Below are 18,352 nucleotides of genomic sequence, written 5' to 3' on the forward strand. Positions count from 1 at the left end.
GAGTTTATCGACTTTTATCGCCGATCGCCCGCAAGTGCACGGCGAAACGTTCAGCCAGCCAGCGCGCGGCCGGACCGAGCGGCTCATCGCGGCGCCAGACCAGTTCCACCACCAGCGCCGGCGGAGTCCACTCGCTGTCCAGTTCGACCATCAAGCCGTGATACGCCGAGTACTGCACCACATGACGCGGCAGCCACGCCCAGCCAAGGTCACGCACCAGCCATTCAGCCATGACGTAGAAGCTGTCGGCGCGCCACACTTGCGGGCTGGCCGGTTCGTTACCGGGATAGAGACTGGTCTGCGTCGACATCAATAGTTGCCGGTGTTGCGCCAGTTGTTGGCAAGTCACGTAAGCCTGCTTCGCCAGCGGATGATTGACGCCGCAGACCGTGACCATCTCGACGCTGCCCAGCACGCGCCGCTCGAGGGCTTCGGGGATTTCGTCGTGATAGAACAACAGGCCCAGATCGGCGCGACGCTCGACCAGTTTGCGGGCGACTTCGCCTTGTGCGGCGCTGGTCAGTTGCACTTCCAGGCTGGGAAACTGCTCGGCCAGCGCGGCGAAACTTTCCACCAGCGCCTGATACGGCATCGCCTCGTCCTGGGCGACACGCAATTGCGCTTCCTGGCCGCGCAACATGGCCATGGCGCGGCCATTGAGACGTTCGCATTGGCGCAGCACTTCCCGTGCCTCTTCCAGCAATGCCTCGCCCGCCTCGGTGAGACTCGGCTGACGTCCGCTGCTGCGTTCGAACAGGCTCACGCCCAGGTCCGCTTCGAGCATCGCAACAGCGCTGCTGATCGCCGACTGCGCCTTGCGCTGCCGACGCGCCACGGCCGAGAACGAACGCTGTTCGGCGACCTCTACAAAAACACGCAACTGCTCGAGATTCCACTGCATGCGCTTTCACAACCCATCTTCTGAACAGATAGGTAATGACTTTACCCCATCTGTCGAATGCCTAAAATGGCGCCTCAGCAAGCAACGATTTATTCGAGGAATGAAACCATGAACGCCTATGTCTATCTGGCCATTGCCATCTGCGCCGAAGTGATAGCCACCGTTTCGATGAAAGCGGTCAAAGGCTTCAGTACACCACTGCCGCTGATTCTGGTCATCGTCGGCTACGGCATCGCCTTCTGGATGCTGACGCTGGTGGTGCGCACCGTGCCGGTGGGGGTCGCCTACGCCGTGTGGGCGGGGATGGGCATCGTCATGGTCAGCGTCGCGGCGCTGTTTATTTACGGGCAAAAGCTCGACGTGCCGGCGATGCTGGGGATGGCGTTGATCGTGCTGGGCGTGGTGGTTATTCAGCTGTTTTCGAAAACTGCCGGTCATTAAAAAAGCAACGCGGTCCCCTGTAGGAGTGAGCCTGCTCGCGATAGCGATCTGTCATTCAACATCTATGTCGTCGGCTACACCGCTATCGCGAGCAGGCTCACTCCTACAGGTTTGTATTCCACGCGTTGATCATCGACAAATCCCGCGCTTTCCCGAGTCTGTATACTGCGCCCTCGTCTTGAACACTGAGGTCGCTGCATGCCATCCGTTATTTCCACCGACGTTCTGATTGTCGGCGCTGGTGTCGCCGGCCTCTGGCTGAACGCGCGCCTGCGCCGCCAAGGGTTTTCGACCGTGCTGGTGGAGAGCGCCAGCCTCGGCGGCGGGCAGAGTCTCAAGTCCCAGGGCATCATCCACGGCGGCGCCAAGTACGCGCTGCACGGTGCGCTGACCGGCGCCTCGGAAGCCATCGCCGACATGCCGCGACGCTGGCGCGAAGCGCTGGCCGGGAATGGCGAGCTGGACCTGTCCGGTGTGCGCCTGCTGTCTGAAGCGCATTACCTGTGGTCGCCAGGCACTTTGGCCGGCAACCTCACCAGTTTCTTTGCCAGCAAGGCCGTGCGCGGCCGGGTTGATCAAGTCAAGGGCGACGAGTTGCCGCTGGCCCTGCAAGACAAGCGCTTCAAGGGCAAGGTCTACCGACTCGCCGAACTGGTGGTGGATGTGCCAAGTCTGATCCAGCGCCTTGCCGAGCTGGCCGGTGACGGTCTGCTTGCCGGTCAGCTTATCGAGCCGCTGCTGGAAGCAGGTGTGCTGGTCGGCCTGAAAGTCGATGGCCGCGCGATCCGCGCACAACGCATCGTCCTCAGCGCGGGTGCCGGCACCGCCGAACTGCTCGAAGCCCTCGGCCTGAGCCGTCCGGCCATGCAACGCCGGCCGCTGCACATGATCCTCGCCAAGGGTCCCGGCCTGAAACCGCTGTACGCCCACTGTCTGGGCGGCGGCACCAAACCGCGCATCACCGTGACCACGCACCCGGCGGCTGACGGCCAGTGGGTCTGGTACATGGGCGGCGACATTGCCGAAAGCGAAGGGGTGGCCCGCGAGCCGGCCGAACAGATTGCCACCGCGCAAAAAGAAATCGCCCAATTGCTGCCGTGGATCGACCTGAGCACCACACAGTGGGCGACCTTGCGAGTCGACCGCGCCGAGCCGCTACAAACCGGGCTGACGCGCCCGGACAATGCGTTCCTGGCCGAAGAAGGTCGCCTGCTCGTCGGCTGGCCGACCAAACTGGCACTCGCGCCGGACTTCGCTGATCGGGTCATCGCCTCCCTGCAACGCGACGGTATCCAGCCACAAGCGGCAGAACCTTTACCAGCCCTGCCCAAACCACCGCTGGGTGTCCCGGCCTGGGAGCAACTGTTGCCATGACCATCGCCACCCTGCATGACCTGCATCGCCCGCTGGGCAGTACCGGCCTGATGGTTTCGCCGCTGGGCCTGGGCACCGTCAAGCTCGGCCGCGACCAAGGCGTGAAATACCCCAACGGCTTCCAGATTCCCGACGACGACGCCGCGCGAATGCTGCTCAAGCAAGCGCGGGAGTTGGGCATCAACCTGATCGACACGGCCCCGGCCTATGGCCGCAGCGAAGAACGCCTCGGCCCGCTGCTGCGCGGCCAGCGTCAGGATTGGGTGATCGTCAGCAAAGTCGGCGAAGAATTTGCCGACGGCCTGTCGCGCCACGACTTCAGCGCCGCGCACACGCGAATGTCGGTCGAGCGCAGCCTGCAACGTCTGGAAACGGATTTTATCGATCTGGTGCTGGTGCACTCCGATGGCAACGACCTGGCGATTCTCGAATACGAAGAGGTTTACGCCACACTCGCGGCGCTCAAGGCCGAAGGCAAGATCGGTGGTTTCGGCTTTTCCGGGAAAACCGTTGAAGGCGGGCTGAAAGCCTTGGAGCAAGGCGACTGCGCCATGGTCACCTACAATCTGAACGAACAAAACGAGAGCGCAGTCATTGACTATGCTGCTGCCCACGGCAAAGCCATTCTGGTAAAAAAGGCCCTGGCCAGCGGTCATGTTTGTCTGAGTCCGGGTGTTGACCCGGTGCGCGCCAGCTTCGAGTTGCTCTTTACCCGGCCCGGCGTCGCCAGTGCTATCGTCGGCACGATAAATCCGCTGCACCTCGCCCATAACGTAGCGACCGTTGCTCAGGTCCTGCGTGGTCACTGACGCCGCCCCGCGGCCTTAAGCAGGAGCCGATATGCCGCGTACGCTCATCAGAAAGAACCCGAGCAACTTCAAGACGCTGCCGCTGTTCGTCGAAGCCACGCCTGAAGGCCTGAGCTATCAGAGCGTGGGCATGCCGCTGAACTTCGCCCAGACCTTGCAGAGGCGCAAACCGGTGAGCGTGGCGGACAGCGAGCGCTTTTCCCTGGAGCTGGCCAACCTCGGTGTTTCCGTGCGGCTGACCCTGCATTGGCAGAACCGCGATTATTGGGTGCTGGTGCGCCAGCGCCGCCAGGACCGCGGCGATGTCGTGCTGAAGCTGATTTCCGGTTACGTGCCGGCCCATGAGTTGAACATTCCGCTGCACACGGCGATTCAGGAAATTGCCGAAGAGTGTTTGCTGGAAACTCCGGAAGGCTGGCTCGGCGGGCGCTTCAACGATACCTGGCTGCCGGCGCCGTACGCCGCCGCGCTGCATTACCGTGAGGCGCTGCCGTTTCGCCTGACGCCGCTGTCCGGCTCGGCGCGTCCGGTACGCTGCGCCAATCTGCAATTGCTGGAGCGGCCCCGGGCATACGTGCACTTGCCGACCGCTTCACTGCAATTGATCTATGACTTGCGCCTGGAAATCCCCAAGGAAGCCAAATCTTTGAGCCTGTTTCATGTCGATGAACGACTGGAGGGCGATCAACTGGTGGCCAGGCTCGATCGAAAGCGTCCCGACCTGTACCTGATGCCCCTCGAAGACGGCAAGCCACTGGCCGAGCTTTACACCCTCAAGCGTGACAAGCTGGTGCCGGCCAGCACCCGCGGGCTGCACCTGGCGGAAAGTTTCGCCAGCCAGCAAGGCTGGGTCGTACAGGAAGAGCGCATCCGCTGGAAGGACTGGCTGGTGCAGCAGGGATTGCAACCGGCGCAGGCGCCACGCTCGGGCCTCAAGCAGTTGAGCATCAAGGCCCTGCGTCTGGTCGGCCTGGGCAAGAAGCGCGCGAGCAAATAGCCGATCAGCGTCGGCGATCGATCCAGGTGCGCAACGTCGCGAAGAAGTGAAAGTAGCGGTTTTCGCGTTTGCCCATGCCGCGCTTGGGCGAAAACGACTCATCGGCGTATGCACCGTTGATGCGCACCCGCGACGCCTGGGTCGGCAACGTGCAGACCTTGGCACCCGCCTGGAGCAGCGCGTACTTGAGCAACCGCTCGGAGTGCAGTTTTCTGCCCGTCGCCTGGCAAAAGTCGAAGATCCGCTCGATCCGCTTGCCATACGCCACGTAAGTATCGCGCCCGCACACGGCGAAGCGGTCGTTGAGGCCGCCCCACCATTGCCAGTCCGGCACATAGACGTTGTGCCGGCGGGTCTCGGGGTGGCTGAACACGTAGCCGGGCAGTGCGCTGTGGAAGAAGTTGTCCGGTCGCACAAACACAACGAAATCCGGCTCGAAAGGCTCCATCAACGTGGTCACGGTATGCAGCGAGTTGAGCTGATAGATCAGGTTGCGCAACGACGCATAGTCATCTGCCCAAGTATCGCCCTGCGCCTTGACCCGCTCGAAATCCCAGCGTTCCAGCACACCGTCGGTCGAGGTCAGCGAGCCAGTCATCGATTCGAATGGCTGGTAGTTATCCGCCTTAAGCTCGCCCTTCTCGCCGGAGCGGGTATTGTGCACTTCATCGATTTGATACAGATGGTAAAAGCACTTCACCTCGCTGCCCACCGGCAACTGCGCCAGCACGTTCTGCTCGATAGAAGGGAAACAGATCGACGAATTTCTCGGAATCCCGAAAAAAGCCACGGCGATTTTCAACACGCAACGACACCTTTTGAAAGTGGTCCGGAGCCGCCGGCAATACCGGCCGCCCGGCTCATTGTCCGCGGAACAGTTTTTGCCACCAGCGCCGGGGCTGTAGCGGCACGACGATGACGTCGGATTTCTGCAACCAGTCCCGCTCGTAATCCCAGGCATGACCGCCCCATAACTTTCCCGCCTCGTTGGAGAAACCCAGGGTCATGAGTTGATAGGTATAACCGAGGTGACCACGCAACCAGTCAAACAGCACCAGGGTGTTGAACCCGGTAGAGGGGCCGACGTAGCGTTTGCCGCCCGGCCGGTCGACCGGGTAATTCCACAACGGTGGCAACGGGATGCGATCCCAGTACATCGCCACGCGCGGCAACGGACACATCGGCGCGGCGCAGCCCACCAGCATGGTGAAACAACGCTCGCCCGAACGCTCGAACAATCGCTGCACATCGGCCCCGCAGGGCAAACCGAAAAAGTAGGCGTCCGGCGCGTTGTAGCCGTGCACAAAGACGTTAACGCTTTGCGCGTTGAGCAGCGGCGCCTTGATGCAGGTATTGAAGCTGACGACGACGTCGTCCGCGCCGATGTTCAGCGCCTGAAAATCGGCTGCCGTGATCGCCGGGTTGTTGGCAATCAACACCACGCGCGCCGCACGCTGCAAACACTCGCGCAAGGCCTCGGGCAAGGCCTGCAAAACCGATTGGTCGCCGCCGGGCAGCGCATCCAGCGCCATGTGCTGATCGCTCATTCAGGCCGGCACCTTCATGCCGTAACGCAGCTTCACCCAAAACCGGGTGAACGCCGAAGGCGGCTGCCATGGGCGCATCTCGCGCTGGATGGCTTCGGCGAGTGCCTGGCCGACCCGGGAAAACGAGTAGCGGCTTTCGGCAAACATCTGACCGTTGCGGGCGATGCCCTGGGCCAGCTCCGGATTGTCCTGCAGCAGCTTGATCTTCGCCACCGCCTCGTCTTCGCTGCGATAGAACACGGTGTTGTGCATGTCTTCGAAGCCGAGCAGGCGGTCTTCTTCACCCTGACTCCAGGCCAGCAATACACAGCCGCACGCCATGGCTTCGAAGTTCTTGATCATGAACTCGTTCATACCAATATCGGCGCTGACAAAAATCTTGATGCGATTGAGCGTTTCCAGATATTCCGCCCCCGATTGGGTGCGGGTCACCAGCATGCCCGTGCGCTTGGCCAGCGATTCGAGCATCGCCTTGCGCTCGGCGTATTCGGTGCTTTTCAGGCTGCCGAGAAAACCGATGGGAATGTCGCGCTCGACGCCGGTGTTATGCAGCATCTGTTCGTCGTAGCCCTTGGAGACGAACACTGTGTCGATGCCTTCCGCGAACATTTTGCGCGCGACCACGGCACCCGATACCAGCGCCCGGCAACTCGGCAGGCGGCGGTAAAGGCGCGAATAAACGCCACGGTATTTACTGGCGGGCATGTAGTTCTGATAGGCGTCGTGTTCAAGAAACACCAGCCCAGGGATGCATTGGAGTACCCGCAATTGCGGAGCCAGACGCTTGACCCGCGAGAAAATCACCACACGGTCGAAGGTCTGATAATCAACCGAGGCCAGAAACGGCCCCAGGTTCATCTGCTGCTGCTTGCTCAACCGATAGATGAAACACTCATCACAGTTCTGCTGCACGATATCGTAGAGCCGGTCGAGAATGACCCGCTGCTCGTCCATCACCAGGAGCATGACCTTCATAAACTGATTGACCACATAAGATTGGCAGGCAAGCGCAGCGGATTCAAACCTGCCACATCAACGCAAACGGCGCGATCCCCAAGGCAAAATCCGTTTGCACACAGTTCACTACGGTAAGAATTCATCTGATCAGCGACTGCGGATTTTTTCGACAATCGCGGTCGTCGAGCTGTTTTCCACCAGACCCAACACTTTTACGGTGCCGCCATAAGCAGTAACGATGTCAGCGCCGACCACTTGGTCGATGCCGTAATCGCCGCCCTTGACCAGCACGTCCGGCTTGACTTCGCGCAGCAGGTTTTCCGGCGTGCCTTCAGGGAAGCTGATCACCCAATCCACGGCTCCCAGCCCGGCAAGAACGGCCATGCGCCGATCGACGCTGTTGATCGGACGACCAGGGCCTTTGAGGCGGCTGACCGAAGCATCATCATTGACCGCCACGATCAGACGATCGCCCTGGGCCCGGGCCTGCTCCAGATAGGTCACATGGCCGGCGTGCAGGATGTCGAAACAGCCGTTGGTAAAGACGATCCTTTCGTTATGCGCCCGGGCATCGGCCACGGCCAACAGCAGTTGTTCCAGGCCGAGGACACCGCGCTCGGAGCCTTCTTCACGCTGAATGGCGCGGCGCAGTTCCGGGGCACTGATGGCCGCGGTACCGAGTTTGCCGACAACGATGCCGGCAGCCAGATTGGCCAGCGCCACCGCGTGCGGCAGTTCTTCCCCGGCGGCAATCGCGGCGGCCAGCGTCGAAATCACGGTATCGCCGGCGCCGGTCACGTCAAACACTTCACGGGCTCGGGCCGGCAAGTGCAGCGCCGGCTGGTCCGGACGCAGCAGGGTCATGCCGTGTTCGCCACGGGTGACCAGCAGCGCGCCGAGGTCAAGATCGTGCATCAGCGTCGCGCCCTTGCTGACCAGCTCGTGCTCGTCGGCACAACCGCCGACGATGGCTTCGAATTCGCTGAGGTTCGGGGTGATCAGGCTGGCGCCACGGTAGATCGAAAAATCCTTGCCCTTCGGATCGGCCAGCACCGGGATGTTTTTCGCCCGGGCCGCCTGAATCAGCGCCTGATGGTTTTTCAAGGCACCCTTGCCGTAGTCGGAAAGCACCAGCACCTTGATGCCTTCGAGCAAATCATCGACCTGCGAGCCGAGGGCCAGCGCGTCGGTGGCGAACGGTTCCTCGAAGTCGATACGCAGCAGTTGCTGGTGCCGGCTCATGACCCGCAGCTTGACGATGGTTGGCTGGTGCGCAATGCGCTGGAACAAGGCGCGTACGCCCGCGCCCTTGAGGCTGTTGCTCAGGCTGTCGGCGGCTTCGTCATCACCGGTCACCCCGACCAGCGAGGCCGGCGCACCCAGCGCGGCAATGTTCAAGGCAACGTTCGCGGCACCGCCCGGACGGTCTTCGATTTGCTCGACTTTAACCACCGGCACCGGTGCCTCAGGGGAAATCCGTGAGGTTCCGCCATGCCAGTAACGGTCGAGCATGACATCGCCGACTACCAAGACAGGGGCTTGATCGAAACGCGGCATGGACAACTTCATGGAGCAACCCACATACAAAATGAACAGGGGCGCGATATTAACACAGGGTAAAGCGCCGTCCGCTTCAATCTGAAAGGTCGCGCACCCAGAACAGCTCATGACGCCGCACGGCCTTGCGGAAAAACTCGTTACTGCCGGTGACAGGCCAGCGCCGCCCTGCAAGCACCTGCTGGATCAAGCGGCGCAGCTGTCGCTTGAAACCCTCCGCGCCCTGCAAGTCATGCTCCATGGCCAGCGCCATGGCCTTGTCCAGTTGCACATCCGGCGACAGCACCGGACTCCACAAACGATCGGCCGGCAACGGCTCGATCGCCGGCGGCAACGCAATACCACTGCCGGCCGGGCCCATGGGCCAGCGGTCGTTGTCATGCAGATGATTGGCGTACATAAGCAGGGTCGCCGGTTTCCAGGAACTGGCGGCGATGGCTTCCAGCACGGCGCGGGTGGAGGCCACGTGATCGCTGTGCGGGTCAAGCTCGGGATGAGGCGTGACAACCACTTCGGGGCGAAAGTGCTCCAGCAGTGCCTGGAGATCGGCCACCAGGTGGGTCCAGGTCGGCGCACCGTCAACATCGCCCGGCAGGCGCAGCGGGTTGTGCCGCCGGACACTGCGCACATCATTCTCGCCAGACTCACGCGAGCCGAATGCTGTATCGGGCGCTTCGGCCATGGCCGGCAATTGCAGACAGTAGTACCCCAACTGCACGCACCGAGCGGCGGGCACCCCGCCCCATAGAGGAATGGTCAAACTGTCCCAACTGCGCAGCCTGCCCTTCAACCGTGCCGCCTGAGCCTTGTCCAGACCCAGATGCTGAAAGTGGTCGGCTTCTATCTCGCCCTGAGTCAGGGTGACGATGCTCGCTTCTTCACTGCGACTATAAAGGCCGAACGCGGCCAGCTCCGCGTCGTCGGCATGGGGCGCAATGACCATGACCCGTTGTCGGGCATAGTCAGGATTAGCCATCACCCACAACGTGCCCGCCGCACCGAGTGTGCAGTGGCGGCCACGCAAGGCCAGGGCGTTCTGTGCCAGCGCCGCGGCCTGCCCCGACAGATTGACAAAGCGACGCCCCCTGACCCCACGCTCGAAGTCCTGGCGATCATCGCCCGCCTCGACGTATGGGTCCCGCCAACGGCCCAGCCAACTGGCTTTGACTTCGAGCTCCAGCAGCAGTGTTTCGCCCTCAGCCAGCGGCTCGCTCAGGCGCACGACGCCAGCGTCGAAGCTCACAGCCTGACGCGCGGTACCGACGGGAAAGTGGTAGTGATAGTCGTCAGTCGCCCGATAGAACAGGTGATCGGCAAACCACGCCTCATGAGCCACCCACGCGAGCACCAGCAGCACCGGCACCAGCCACCAGCCCAGCCAGAACCCGGCCGCCAGCAGCGCGATCAGGAACGCGACGAGGAACAATCGCTTGCTGCGTCGATGCGCCTTGAGCAGCTGTTGTTTGCGAGCAGTCATGGCTTCAGACCTTGTAGACGGGCACCGTGTGGCACCAGCGATCCTTGTATTCACGGTCGGCACGACCGAACGAATAGCGCAGTGTTTTGCCCAGCGCCTGCGCATCCGCCCAGGCCTGCTGGGTGTTGACGAAACTCAGCACGCTGCCCGGGCTGAACTCGCGGCTTTGCGGGTCGACGCCACCATTGACGTATTCGAGCGAAACCCATTCCGGCGCTTCGACCCGGTAAAGAATCTGGATCGCGACAGGCGCCGAATCCAGCATGACCACCGAACCGGTCATGAACTCGCGCAGCAGGGTGAACACCTCGACCAGCCCGGCCTTGCCGGGCACTTCGAAGCCCCAGCGGCGCTGGAACAGATCGCCGTAAGCGGCGGCCTGCTCTTGCGGCGTGAAATCAGACATTGGCACCAGCGCGCCGCCCGCCTCTTCCAGCAGGCGCTGTTCGCGACGCTGGTTGTAGCGAAACTTCTTTGAATAATCCTCAGGCAACCGCGCCAGCGCCAGGCCTTCGGGTTGACTGCGCAGGGTGCTGATCCGCTCGGCATTGAGTTGCGACACGTAGGCCATGCGCTGACGCACCGGGACCACAACGTCCGGGGCGATCGGCAGAATCAGCTCGGCATTGCCCATGTCGAGCAGCCCGCGCTTGCCCTCGCGCTTGAGCACCTCTTTGGACAAGGCCGCGTGCCTGCCCCAGCAGGCAACGGCGGCGACCACTTCCCCGTCGACGATCCAGCCCAGATAGTGCAGCTTGATGCCGACAAACGTCGACAACCGCTCAACGACGTCGGGGTGCGTCGCAACACTGCCGCCAAAGCGCTGCCAGGCCTGCGCATAGGCCGCCTGGTCGATCTCGCTCCAGCCGCGTTCACGCCAGACGCGAAACGCCGTCAGCATAGGTCGGTCGCATGGGTCGGTTGCGGCTCATCACCTTCTTCGAACTCTTTGGCGTGCAAGCGCGAGTAGTAACCGTTGAGTTCCAGCAGTTGAGCATGGCTACCACGCTCGACGATCCGACCCTCGTCCATGACCAGGATCAGATCCGCCTTCTCGATAGTGCTCAAGCGGTGAGCGATCACCAGTGTGGTGCGGTTCTGCACCACGTGATCGAGCGCCGCCTGGATATGCCGTTCGGATTCGGTATCGAGGGCCGATGTGGCCTCGTCGAGAATCAGCAGCGGCGCATCCTTGAGCAATGCCCGGGCGATGGCTATACGCTGACGCTGACCGCCGGACAACAGCACGCCGTTTTCGCCGACCAGGGTTTCATAGCCTTGCGGCATCTTGATGATGAACTCATCGGCATAGGCCTCGGTGGCCGCGCGCTTGACCTCATCGAACGGCGCACCCGCCAGATCGCCGTAGGCAATGTTATTGGTGACCGTATCGTTGAACAGGGTGACCTGCTGGGTGACGAGCGCGATCTGCCGACGCAGGCTGCGCATGGTCAAGTCCTGCACCTGCACGTCATCAAGCAGAATCTGCCCCTGTTCGTGCTGATAGAAGCGCGGAATCAGCCCCGCCAGGGTGGACTTGCCACTGCCGGAGCGCCCCACCAGCGCAACCATCTGCCCCGGCTCGACAACGAAACTGATGTCGTCGAGAACTTTCTTCTCGCTGTTGGGATAGCTGAAGCTGAGGTTGCGCACTTCCAGGCGCCCTTGCAGACGGTCACGCTCGACCGTCCCGCGGTCGATTTCCGCCGGCTCGTCAAGTTGCTCGAAAATGCTTTCGGCACCGGCCACGCCTTTCTGGATCGTCGAGCTGACTTCGGAGAGCTGGCGAATCGGCTTGGGCAGCAGACCCGCCATGGTGATGTAGGCCACGAGGTCGCCGGGCGAGGCATCGCCGCGCAGGTACAGGACCAGAAACATCACCACCGCCATCGCGCTGTACGTCACCAGTTGCAGCATCGGCGTGTAGACCGCGCCGGTCTTGGTCATGGTCAGTTGCTTGTCGGTGTTGCTCTGGCTGGCGTCACGGAAGCGCACCTTTTCATAGGTTTCGCCGCCGAAACTGCGCACGACACGGTAACCATGAATCGTCTCGGAAGCGACGTGGGTGACATTACCCATCGACACCTGAATCTTCTTGCTCTGCTTGCGGAATTTTTTGCTGGTGCTGTTCACCATCAGGCCGATCACCGGCAGGATGGCGACCATGACCAGGGTGAGCTTCCAGTTCATCCACAACAGCGTGCAGAACAGGAAAATCACCGTCATGCCTTCACGAATGACCACTTTGATCGCATCCGTGGCAGCGCCAGTGACCATGGTCACGTTGAAGGTAATGCGGGAAATCAGGTGACCGGAGTTGTTCTTGTCGAAATAGCTGTTGGGCAGGTCCAGCAACTTGTTGAACAGCACCACTCGCAGGTCATGCACCAGCCCCAGAGAAACCCGGGCCAGGAAGTAGTTGCCCAGGTAAGACCCGACCCCTTGCCAGACGGCAATCAGTACGATCAACAGCGGCACGCTTTCGAGCAATTGCAACTTGCCCAGATAAGGGTTGCCCGGGAACAGGGCGGCCTCCGGATTGGCCAGGCCGTCGACGAAATATTTGAGGATGTAAGCCAGCATCGGTTGGGTCGATGCGAAAATCAGGAACCCGACGATACTCAGGATGAACAGGCCGGCGTAGGGCCGCACGTAAGCCAAAAGGCGGAAATAGATCGCCAGCGTAGACTGGGCTTTCGGTTCAGGACTGCTCATGGGAATCCGCGCAAATCAGTGAGGCGGCGATGATATCACAGGCCCTTTTGTGCCAATAAACATCACTGGGCGCCAGCCTTGGCCAAGTCGGTTAAGATAGCCGGCTCACGATGGGGAGTCAGGCATGCAATCGATTGATCACAGCACTTACGAGGCACTGCGCAAGGGTGCACACGTACTGGAAGCCGACGGCTCCGGCGACAAAGTGCTGAGGCTGGCCGACGGTCGCATGCTCAAACTGTTTCGTCGCAAACGCCTGTTCAGTTCTGCGCTGTTCTTCCCCTACGCTCAACGCTTCGCCAACAACACCAGGGCGCTGGAGCAGCGCGGCATTCTGTGTCCGAGCGTGATTGCGGTTTACCGCATTCCGAGCATTCAGCGCGACGGTGTGTATTACACGCCGTTGGCGGGCGAAACCGTGCGGCAATTGCAGGGCACGGCGCAAGAAACCGATACGTTGCGCGCCCGGCTGGGAGCGTTCATCGCGCAACTGCATGAAAAAGGCGTGTACTTTCGCTCGTTGCACTTTGGCAATGTGGTACAGACCCCGGAAAACCACCTTGGCCTGATCGATATCGCCGACCTGCGCTGCCAGACACGCGCCCTGAGCGACAACAAGCGCCTGCGCAACTTTGCCCACCTGCTTCGCTACAAGGAAGACCGCCAGTGGTTGCTCGGCAACGACGCCGGCCAGACCTTTCTCGAGGGCTACCGTCAGGCGCTGCCGCATAACCGCCAGGCGCCGCTGATCGAGCGCCTGCGCCCGCTGCTCGACTGAGCCTTACGGGCCGATAACCAGAATCGTGGCGCCCTTGCGATTGGCGAAGCGCTCGATGATGCGCATCTTGTGCGCCACCAGCCACGCCTGCAGCCACGGCTCATCACCTTTTCCTTCGATCAGGAAGTAGCGGTAATTGCCGGCGTACTGCGGGGACATCGCCTGCTCACGGGTCAGCTCAGGCACGACATAACCCCGCCCGGCGTAATAGCTGATGCGGCCGTCTTCGAACCAGGCGGCGGCATCCCGCTCGACGTGCGTGGACATCCAGCGCCCCGCCGCAACGTAGTGGGTCTTCCCGGCGCCAGTAGAAATCACGTTGGACAGCATCACCAGCAGCGCCACGACCACAACCGCCTTGGCCCAGCGGGGAAACTGTCGGGCAAAAGCCGCCAGCGCCAAGGCCAGTGCCGGCACACATAACAGGTTCAGGAAACTCAGGTAACGGGTATTCATGAACTGCTGTTTGATGAAGAAAAGGATCAGCACGACCAGATACAGCAGCGCAGCCCAGGCGAAAGGACGATAGTCACGCCAGTAGGTCCTCAACACTGCCCAATTGCGACGCAGCACGAAAGGCACGGCAAACGGACCCATCAACTTGACGAAACCTATCACCAGCGCGGCCAGCATGCCGAAAAACACGATGCGCCCGGCTTCGTCTTGCGAATATTTGTTGATCAGCGAATTGGCAAACTGCTCTGAAAGCATCTGGAACGAGGCATACACGCTGTGGGGCGCAATCATGTCCAGATAAACCATGAAGCGCGCCGACATGAATACGCCCCAGGCAGACGCGGCCACCAGCCCCAACACTGGCAGCAGGGCGAACTGCACAAACTGCATGCGCCGCTCGGAAGGCCACAGATTGGGCAACTGCCACAGCCCTAGCGCCGGCAGCAACAGCAAGGCTTCCAGGCGAAACAACGCTGCGAAGACAATCGCCAGATGAATCAGGATTGCCCGCAACCAGCCGCCACGGTCCTGCCAGCGCAGCGCCAGCCAAAGGGTCAGCGTGCAGAAGAACCAGAAACCACACTCGCGGATGATGTCGTTTCGAAAGGCATTGACCGCAGGCATCGCCAGCACGACCAGACACGCCCAGCCGGCGATTTCGGGAGAGCGCCGACGGACACAATCGACCATCAACGCAGAGGTACCGGCGAAAAACAGCCCACACCAGATATAAGCACTCAGCTCCAGCGGCAAGTGCACGAAGCGATGGGTCAGTGCCAGGAGGATGGAAAACCAGGGCCAGTCGAAGTGCAGCCAGGCGACATCAGGCCCATGCTCGACGACCTGTTGCGCGATATCGATGTATAACGCGGCGTCTCGCCCGACCGTTGCGGTACCCGACACAGCAATCAGCGACAGTAGGATACTCGCCCAGAACGCCACACTGACCGGTCGCTCATTGATTACTTGAGCGGCCTTGACCGCCCATTTACTGTCCGTACCTTTCACCCAGCCCCCTCAACATCACGCGCCACAGGTACGCAAAAAAACAATAATCCGACTATCGGAACAGCAGGCGCAAGGCTTTACGCAAGTACGACCAACGCCCAAGGATGCGCCAGTCGGCACGTAGCGCTTGCATATAAAACGTCTTGGCCAGTGCGTATTCGCCATGGGAGTAGCAGTCACGAAACAAGGACAGGCAACGCTGGGCCAGGAAAGCCTGGCGCAAGTCCTGAAGCTCCTGCGGCATCCGCTGGCTTGAAAAAACTTCATTGACGACTTGCTCTGTTCCGGCCGCAAGGCTCTGCCGCAAGTCATGACGCATGCTGTCAGCGTGCTTGTAAATCAGCGCCAGAGGCTGCTCCACCACACTGCACGGAAAGCGCGCCAGGACCTGGGCAAACACCGGCAGGTCCTCCACGTTGCGCAGGTGTTCGGGGTAGCCCCCTGGAGCAAATACCTCGCGATGCATGGCGCAGGCGCCGTTGGAGATCGACACCGTCTTGTCCAGCAGATAGCCCTTCACCCGCTGGCGCATTGTGAGCGGCAACGGCTTGGCTGCCTGCAGGCTGCGCTTGCCGCCGGCGAAGACCGACCAGTGAGCGCCGATGATCATCCGGCTCTGCGGATTACTCGCGATATGCGCCGACAGTGCCGCCAGCGCTCCGGGCGCCATCTCGTCGTCCGCATCGAGAAAAATCAGAAAACGCCCGGTGGTTTCCTCGATCCCCAGATTGCGCACCGAAGACAGTCCGCCATTGCCCTTGCGCAAGGCACGAAAACGCCCGGCGTGTTCGGCCTGAAGCGCGTCCACCACCTGAGGCGTAGCGTCTGTCGAGCCATCATCTATCACCAATAGATCCGCTGCAGCCTCATGCAACTGCGCCAGCACCGACTCCACGGCGCGTGGCAGGGACCTGGCGTAGTTGTAGGCAGGAATGACGACGCTGATCAGTGTCTCAGTCAAGACTGTTTCCTTGCACACCCTCTTTGACGACAAGAATATCTTCCATGATCAGATATTGCAGGTCAGAGCCGAAAAACATGTTCAGCGCATCGGTCGGCGAACAGATCATCGGCTCGCCACGGCGGTTGAGCGAAGTATTCAACGACACGCCGTTGCCTGTCAGGTCTTCCAGCGCCTTCATCATGTCGTAGTAGCGCGGGTTGTATTCACGCTTGAGCACCTGTGCACGGGAAGTACCATCTTCATGGACAACTTCCGGCACGCGGGTCTTCCACTCTTCAGCCACTTCGAAGGTGAACGTCATGAACGGCGCCGGGTGGTCGATCTTGATCATTTGTGGCGCAACGGTGTCGAGCATCGACGGGCAGAAAGGCCTCCAGCGCTCGCGGAACTTGATCTGGTGGTTGATACGATCAGCCACACCGGCCACGCTTGGGCAGCCGATAATCGAACGACCGCCCAGTGCGCGCGGACCGAATTCCATACGCCCCTGGAACCAGGCCACCGGGTTGCCCTCGACCATGATTTTGGCGATCTGCTCCGGCATGTTGTCGAGCTTGCGCCAGGTCGGCTTGTTCTCGTGGCGGGCGCAGGCGGCAATCACGTCCTCGTTGGAGTACGACGGGCCAAGGTAGACGTGTTCCATCTTCTCGACCGGCACGCCGCGGGCGTGGGACACATAGGCCGCAGCACCGACTGCGGTGCCGGCATCGCCTGAGGCAGGCTGTACGAACAATTCCTTGATGTCGTCGCGGGCAATGATTTTCTGATTCAGCTTGACGTTCAACGCGCAGCCACCGGCGAAGGCCAGCTTGCCGGTTTCCTTGAGCACGTCGCCCAAGTAATAGTCGATCATTTGCAGCGCCAGTTTTTCGAACAGCGCCTGCATGCTGGCGGCGTAGTGAATGTAGGGTTCGTCAGCGATGTCGCCTTCGCGCTTGGGACCCAGCCACTCGATCAGCTTCGGCGAGAAGTAAAAACCCTTGCCCTTCTCTTTGTAGCGACGCAGGCCGATGACGTTGGCATAGTCGGTATTGATCACCAGCTCGCCATTCTCGAACGAGGCCAGACGCGAGAAATCATATTTGCTGGCGTCGCCATACGGCGCCATGCCCATGACCTTGAATTCGCCGTCGAGCATCTCGAAACCGAGAAACTCGGTGATCGCACCGTACAGGCCGCCAAGAGAGTCCGGATCAAAGAACTCCTTGATCTTGTGAATCTTGCCGTTTTCGCCATAACCGAAAAAGGTTGTGGCGTACTCACCCTTGCCGTCAATGCCGAGGATCGCGGTTTTTTCTTTGAAACCGGAGCAGTGATAGGCGCTGGAAGCATGAGCCAGGTGATGCTCGACCGGCTCGATCTTGATCTTTTTCGGATCGAAACCCAGTTGCTCGAGGCACCAGACGATCTTGTTGCGATAGCGCTTGTAACGGCGATTGCCCATCAGGATCGCATCAAGGGCGCGATCCGGGGCATACCAGTAGCGCTTGGCGTAGTGCCAGCGGGCCTTGCCGAACAGACTGATCGGGGCGAACGGAATTGCCACCACGTCAACGTCAGATGGTTTGATGCCGGCCTGTTCAAGGCAGAACTTTGCCGATTCGTAAGGCATGCGGTTCTTTGCATGTTTATCGCGTACGAAGCGCTCTTCCTCGGCCGCCGCGATCAGCTTGCCGTCGATATACAAGGCTGCGGAAGGATCATGGCTAAGGGCGCCGGACAGGCCAAGAATCGTCAATGCCACAGGGGTCTAGCCTCTTTAGTCTGCATACAGGCGCGATGCGCCTTGAAAATTGATGTGCCCTCGCGCAAGGCGAGTGACAGCTAAAGGGCGGGATTATAGCGTAAACATGAAGGGAATTACCCTGTGCGAATTGCCCTGGCGTGAACGGCTTGTTAAAAACACGTCCGAAGCTTTAATAGCCACCCTTGCGCCAGTAAATACTGAGGTTACCGTCAGTCGCCTGGCGATAAACCGTATAGGGCAGCGCCACCGTGTCGAAGACGGCGGAGAGCGGCAGATCGAGCAATACGAAGGGCACCAAGAACCCCGTTGGGTCGGGAGGCGCATTCAATACGCAAAAATCAAAGGCCAGGCCGCTGTACACCCGCGGAATCGACTGGCAGTAGGTTTTCTGTTTGCGCAGGTCACGAGCGGCATCGGCATCGTTTTGCAGAACCGTCGCGACGCTGCCGCAGCCTGACAGAACCAACGCCAAGGCACCCGATGCCACCGTCCTTTTTATGCCCAAGACTCACCCTCCAAGATTGACGGGCAAGTTAGCACCGGGATTTGGCAGGGGACAGTTCATGGCTTCTGCAGAGGCAGTAGGAAAAGTCTCCGGTACTTGTCCGCTACTTACTGCCAGCA

General features: G+C 60.9%; 17 protein-coding genes. 5 read left to right on the forward strand and 12 right to left on the reverse strand.

From position 1 onward, the window contains the following. Positions 1–4 precede the first annotated feature (4 nt). Positions 5–901: a LysR family transcriptional regulator gene (locus tag HU765_RS07385; RefSeq protein ID WP_186619568.1), complete on the reverse strand. Its 897-nt coding sequence runs from the start codon at positions 899–901 to the stop codon at positions 5–7. Positions 902–1,009: 108 nt separating this feature from the next. On the opposite strand from HU765_RS07385, the gene HU765_RS07390 reads away from it, so the two are divergent. From HU765_RS07390 to HU765_RS07405, 4 genes are all read left to right on the forward strand, one after another. Further along, complete coding sequence (locus tag HU765_RS07390; RefSeq protein WP_016771980.1) at positions 1,010–1,342, forward strand: multidrug efflux SMR transporter; 333 nt, start codon at positions 1,010–1,012, stop codon at positions 1,340–1,342. Positions 1,343–1,540: 198 nt separating this feature from the next. Next, positions 1,541–2,716, forward strand: a complete 1,176-nt coding sequence (locus tag HU765_RS07395) for an FAD-dependent oxidoreductase (protein ID WP_186619569.1) — start codon at positions 1,541–1,543, stop codon at positions 2,714–2,716. After that, positions 2,713–3,525, forward strand: a complete 813-nt coding sequence (locus HU765_RS07400; RefSeq protein WP_186619570.1) for an aldo/keto reductase — start codon at positions 2,713–2,715, stop codon at positions 3,523–3,525. The genes HU765_RS07395 and HU765_RS07400 overlap by 4 nt, the downstream gene beginning before the upstream one ends. Positions 3,526–3,556: 31 nt before the next feature. Beyond that, a complete protein-coding gene (locus HU765_RS07405) occupies positions 3,557–4,522 on the forward strand; it encodes a metal ABC transporter ATPase (protein WP_186619571.1) in 966 nt (321 codons plus the stop codon). Positions 4,523–4,526: 4 nt separating this feature from the next. Here HU765_RS07405 and HU765_RS07410 read toward each other — a convergent pair whose 3' ends face one another. The 7 genes from HU765_RS07410 to msbA form a co-directional block, all read right to left on the reverse strand. Next, entirely contained in the window at positions 4,527–5,327 is an 801-nt protein-coding gene (locus HU765_RS07410) for a hypothetical protein (protein WP_186619572.1), read from the reverse strand. A 55-nt stretch (positions 5,328–5,382) separates the two neighbouring features. Beyond that, positions 5,383–6,069, reverse strand: a complete 687-nt coding sequence (locus tag HU765_RS07415) for a hypothetical protein (protein ID WP_186619573.1) — start codon at positions 6,067–6,069, stop codon at positions 5,383–5,385. Further along, positions 6,070–7,044: a glycosyltransferase gene (locus HU765_RS07420; protein WP_186619574.1), complete on the reverse strand. Its 975-nt coding sequence runs from the start codon at positions 7,042–7,044 to the stop codon at positions 6,070–6,072. It lies immediately after the preceding gene. A 129-nt stretch (positions 7,045–7,173) separates the two neighbouring features. Next, positions 7,174–8,595, reverse strand: a complete 1,422-nt coding sequence (gene hldE, locus HU765_RS07425; protein WP_186619575.1) for a bifunctional D-glycero-beta-D-manno-heptose-7-phosphate kinase/D-glycero-beta-D-manno-heptose 1-phosphate adenylyltransferase HldE — start codon at positions 8,593–8,595, stop codon at positions 7,174–7,176. A 64-nt stretch (positions 8,596–8,659) separates the two neighbouring features. Next, on the reverse strand, positions 8,660–10,060 hold the full coding sequence (locus tag HU765_RS07430; protein ID WP_186619576.1) for a PIG-L family deacetylase: 1,401 nt from the start codon (positions 10,058–10,060) through the stop codon (positions 8,660–8,662). A gap of 4 nt (positions 10,061–10,064) precedes the next feature. Then, positions 10,065–10,961, reverse strand: a complete 897-nt coding sequence (locus HU765_RS07435) for a GNAT family N-acetyltransferase (protein WP_186619577.1) — start codon at positions 10,959–10,961, stop codon at positions 10,065–10,067. Beyond that, on the reverse strand, positions 10,955–12,775 hold the full coding sequence (msbA, locus tag HU765_RS07440) for a lipid A export permease/ATP-binding protein MsbA (RefSeq protein WP_186619578.1): 1,821 nt from the start codon (positions 12,773–12,775) through the stop codon (positions 10,955–10,957). Before msbA ends, HU765_RS07435 begins: the two co-directional genes overlap by 7 nt. A gap of 124 nt (positions 12,776–12,899) precedes the next feature. On the opposite strand from msbA, the gene HU765_RS07445 reads away from it, so the two are divergent. Next, entirely contained in the window at positions 12,900–13,553 is a 654-nt protein-coding gene (locus tag HU765_RS07445; RefSeq protein WP_186619579.1) for a lipopolysaccharide kinase InaA family protein, read from the forward strand. Positions 13,554–13,556: 3 nt separating this feature from the next. Here HU765_RS07445 and HU765_RS07450 read toward each other — a convergent pair whose 3' ends face one another. From HU765_RS07450 to HU765_RS07465, 4 genes are all read right to left on the reverse strand, one after another. Continuing rightward, complete coding sequence (locus tag HU765_RS07450) at positions 13,557–15,017, reverse strand: hypothetical protein (RefSeq protein WP_186619580.1); 1,461 nt, start codon at positions 15,015–15,017, stop codon at positions 13,557–13,559. A gap of 52 nt (positions 15,018–15,069) precedes the next feature. Then, positions 15,070–15,978 (reverse strand): glycosyltransferase family A protein, encoded by a 909-nt coding sequence (locus HU765_RS07455; RefSeq protein ID WP_186549422.1) that lies wholly within the window; start codon positions 15,976–15,978, stop codon positions 15,070–15,072. Then, a complete protein-coding gene (locus HU765_RS07460; protein ID WP_186549424.1) occupies positions 15,971–17,725 on the reverse strand; it encodes a carbamoyltransferase in 1,755 nt (584 codons plus the stop codon). The genes HU765_RS07455 and HU765_RS07460 overlap by 8 nt, the downstream gene beginning before the upstream one ends. 172 nt (positions 17,726–17,897) lie before the next feature. Next, positions 17,898–18,200: a YceK/YidQ family lipoprotein gene (locus HU765_RS07465; RefSeq protein ID WP_238344661.1), complete on the reverse strand. Its 303-nt coding sequence runs from the start codon at positions 18,198–18,200 to the stop codon at positions 17,898–17,900. Positions 18,201–18,352: the final 152 nt, after the last annotated feature.

The organism is Pseudomonas sp. SWRI81, from assembly GCF_014268545.1.
Lineage (GTDB): Bacteria > Pseudomonadota > Gammaproteobacteria > Pseudomonadales > Pseudomonadaceae > Aquipseudomonas > Aquipseudomonas hamedanensis.

What these genes read in the sequence shown, in the direction of transcription:
- HU765_RS07385 (WP_186619568.1), bottom strand. Translation starts at nt 901, where the DNA reads ATGCAGTGGAATCTCGAGCAGTTGCGTGTTTTTGTAGAGGTCGCCGAA.
- HU765_RS07390 (WP_016771980.1), top strand. Translation starts at nt 1,010, where the DNA reads ATGAACGCCTATGTCTATCTGGCCATTGCCATCTGCGCCGAAGTGATA.
- HU765_RS07395 (WP_186619569.1), top strand. Translation starts at nt 1,541, where the DNA reads ATGCCATCCGTTATTTCCACCGACGTTCTGATTGTCGGCGCTGGTGTC.
- HU765_RS07400 (WP_186619570.1), top strand. Translation starts at nt 2,713, where the DNA reads ATGACCATCGCCACCCTGCATGACCTGCATCGCCCGCTGGGCAGTACC.
- HU765_RS07405 (WP_186619571.1), top strand. Translation starts at nt 3,557, where the DNA reads ATGCCGCGTACGCTCATCAGAAAGAACCCGAGCAACTTCAAGACGCTG.
- HU765_RS07415 (WP_186619573.1), bottom strand. Translation starts at nt 6,069, where the DNA reads ATGAGCGATCAGCACATGGCGCTGGATGCGCTGCCCGGCGGCGACCAA.
- HU765_RS07420 (WP_186619574.1), bottom strand. Translation starts at nt 7,044, where the DNA reads ATGAAGGTCATGCTCCTGGTGATGGACGAGCAGCGGGTCATTCTCGAC.
- hldE (WP_186619575.1), bottom strand. Translation starts at nt 8,595, where the DNA reads ATGAAGTTGTCCATGCCGCGTTTCGATCAAGCCCCTGTCTTGGTAGTC.
- HU765_RS07430 (WP_186619576.1), bottom strand. Translation starts at nt 10,060, where the DNA reads ATGACTGCTCGCAAACAACAGCTGCTCAAGGCGCATCGACGCAGCAAG.
- HU765_RS07435 (WP_186619577.1), bottom strand. Translation starts at nt 10,961, where the DNA reads ATGCTGACGGCGTTTCGCGTCTGGCGTGAACGCGGCTGGAGCGAGATC.
- msbA (WP_186619578.1), bottom strand. Translation starts at nt 12,775, where the DNA reads ATGAGCAGTCCTGAACCGAAAGCCCAGTCTACGCTGGCGATCTATTTC.
- HU765_RS07445 (WP_186619579.1), top strand. Translation starts at nt 12,900, where the DNA reads ATGCAATCGATTGATCACAGCACTTACGAGGCACTGCGCAAGGGTGCA.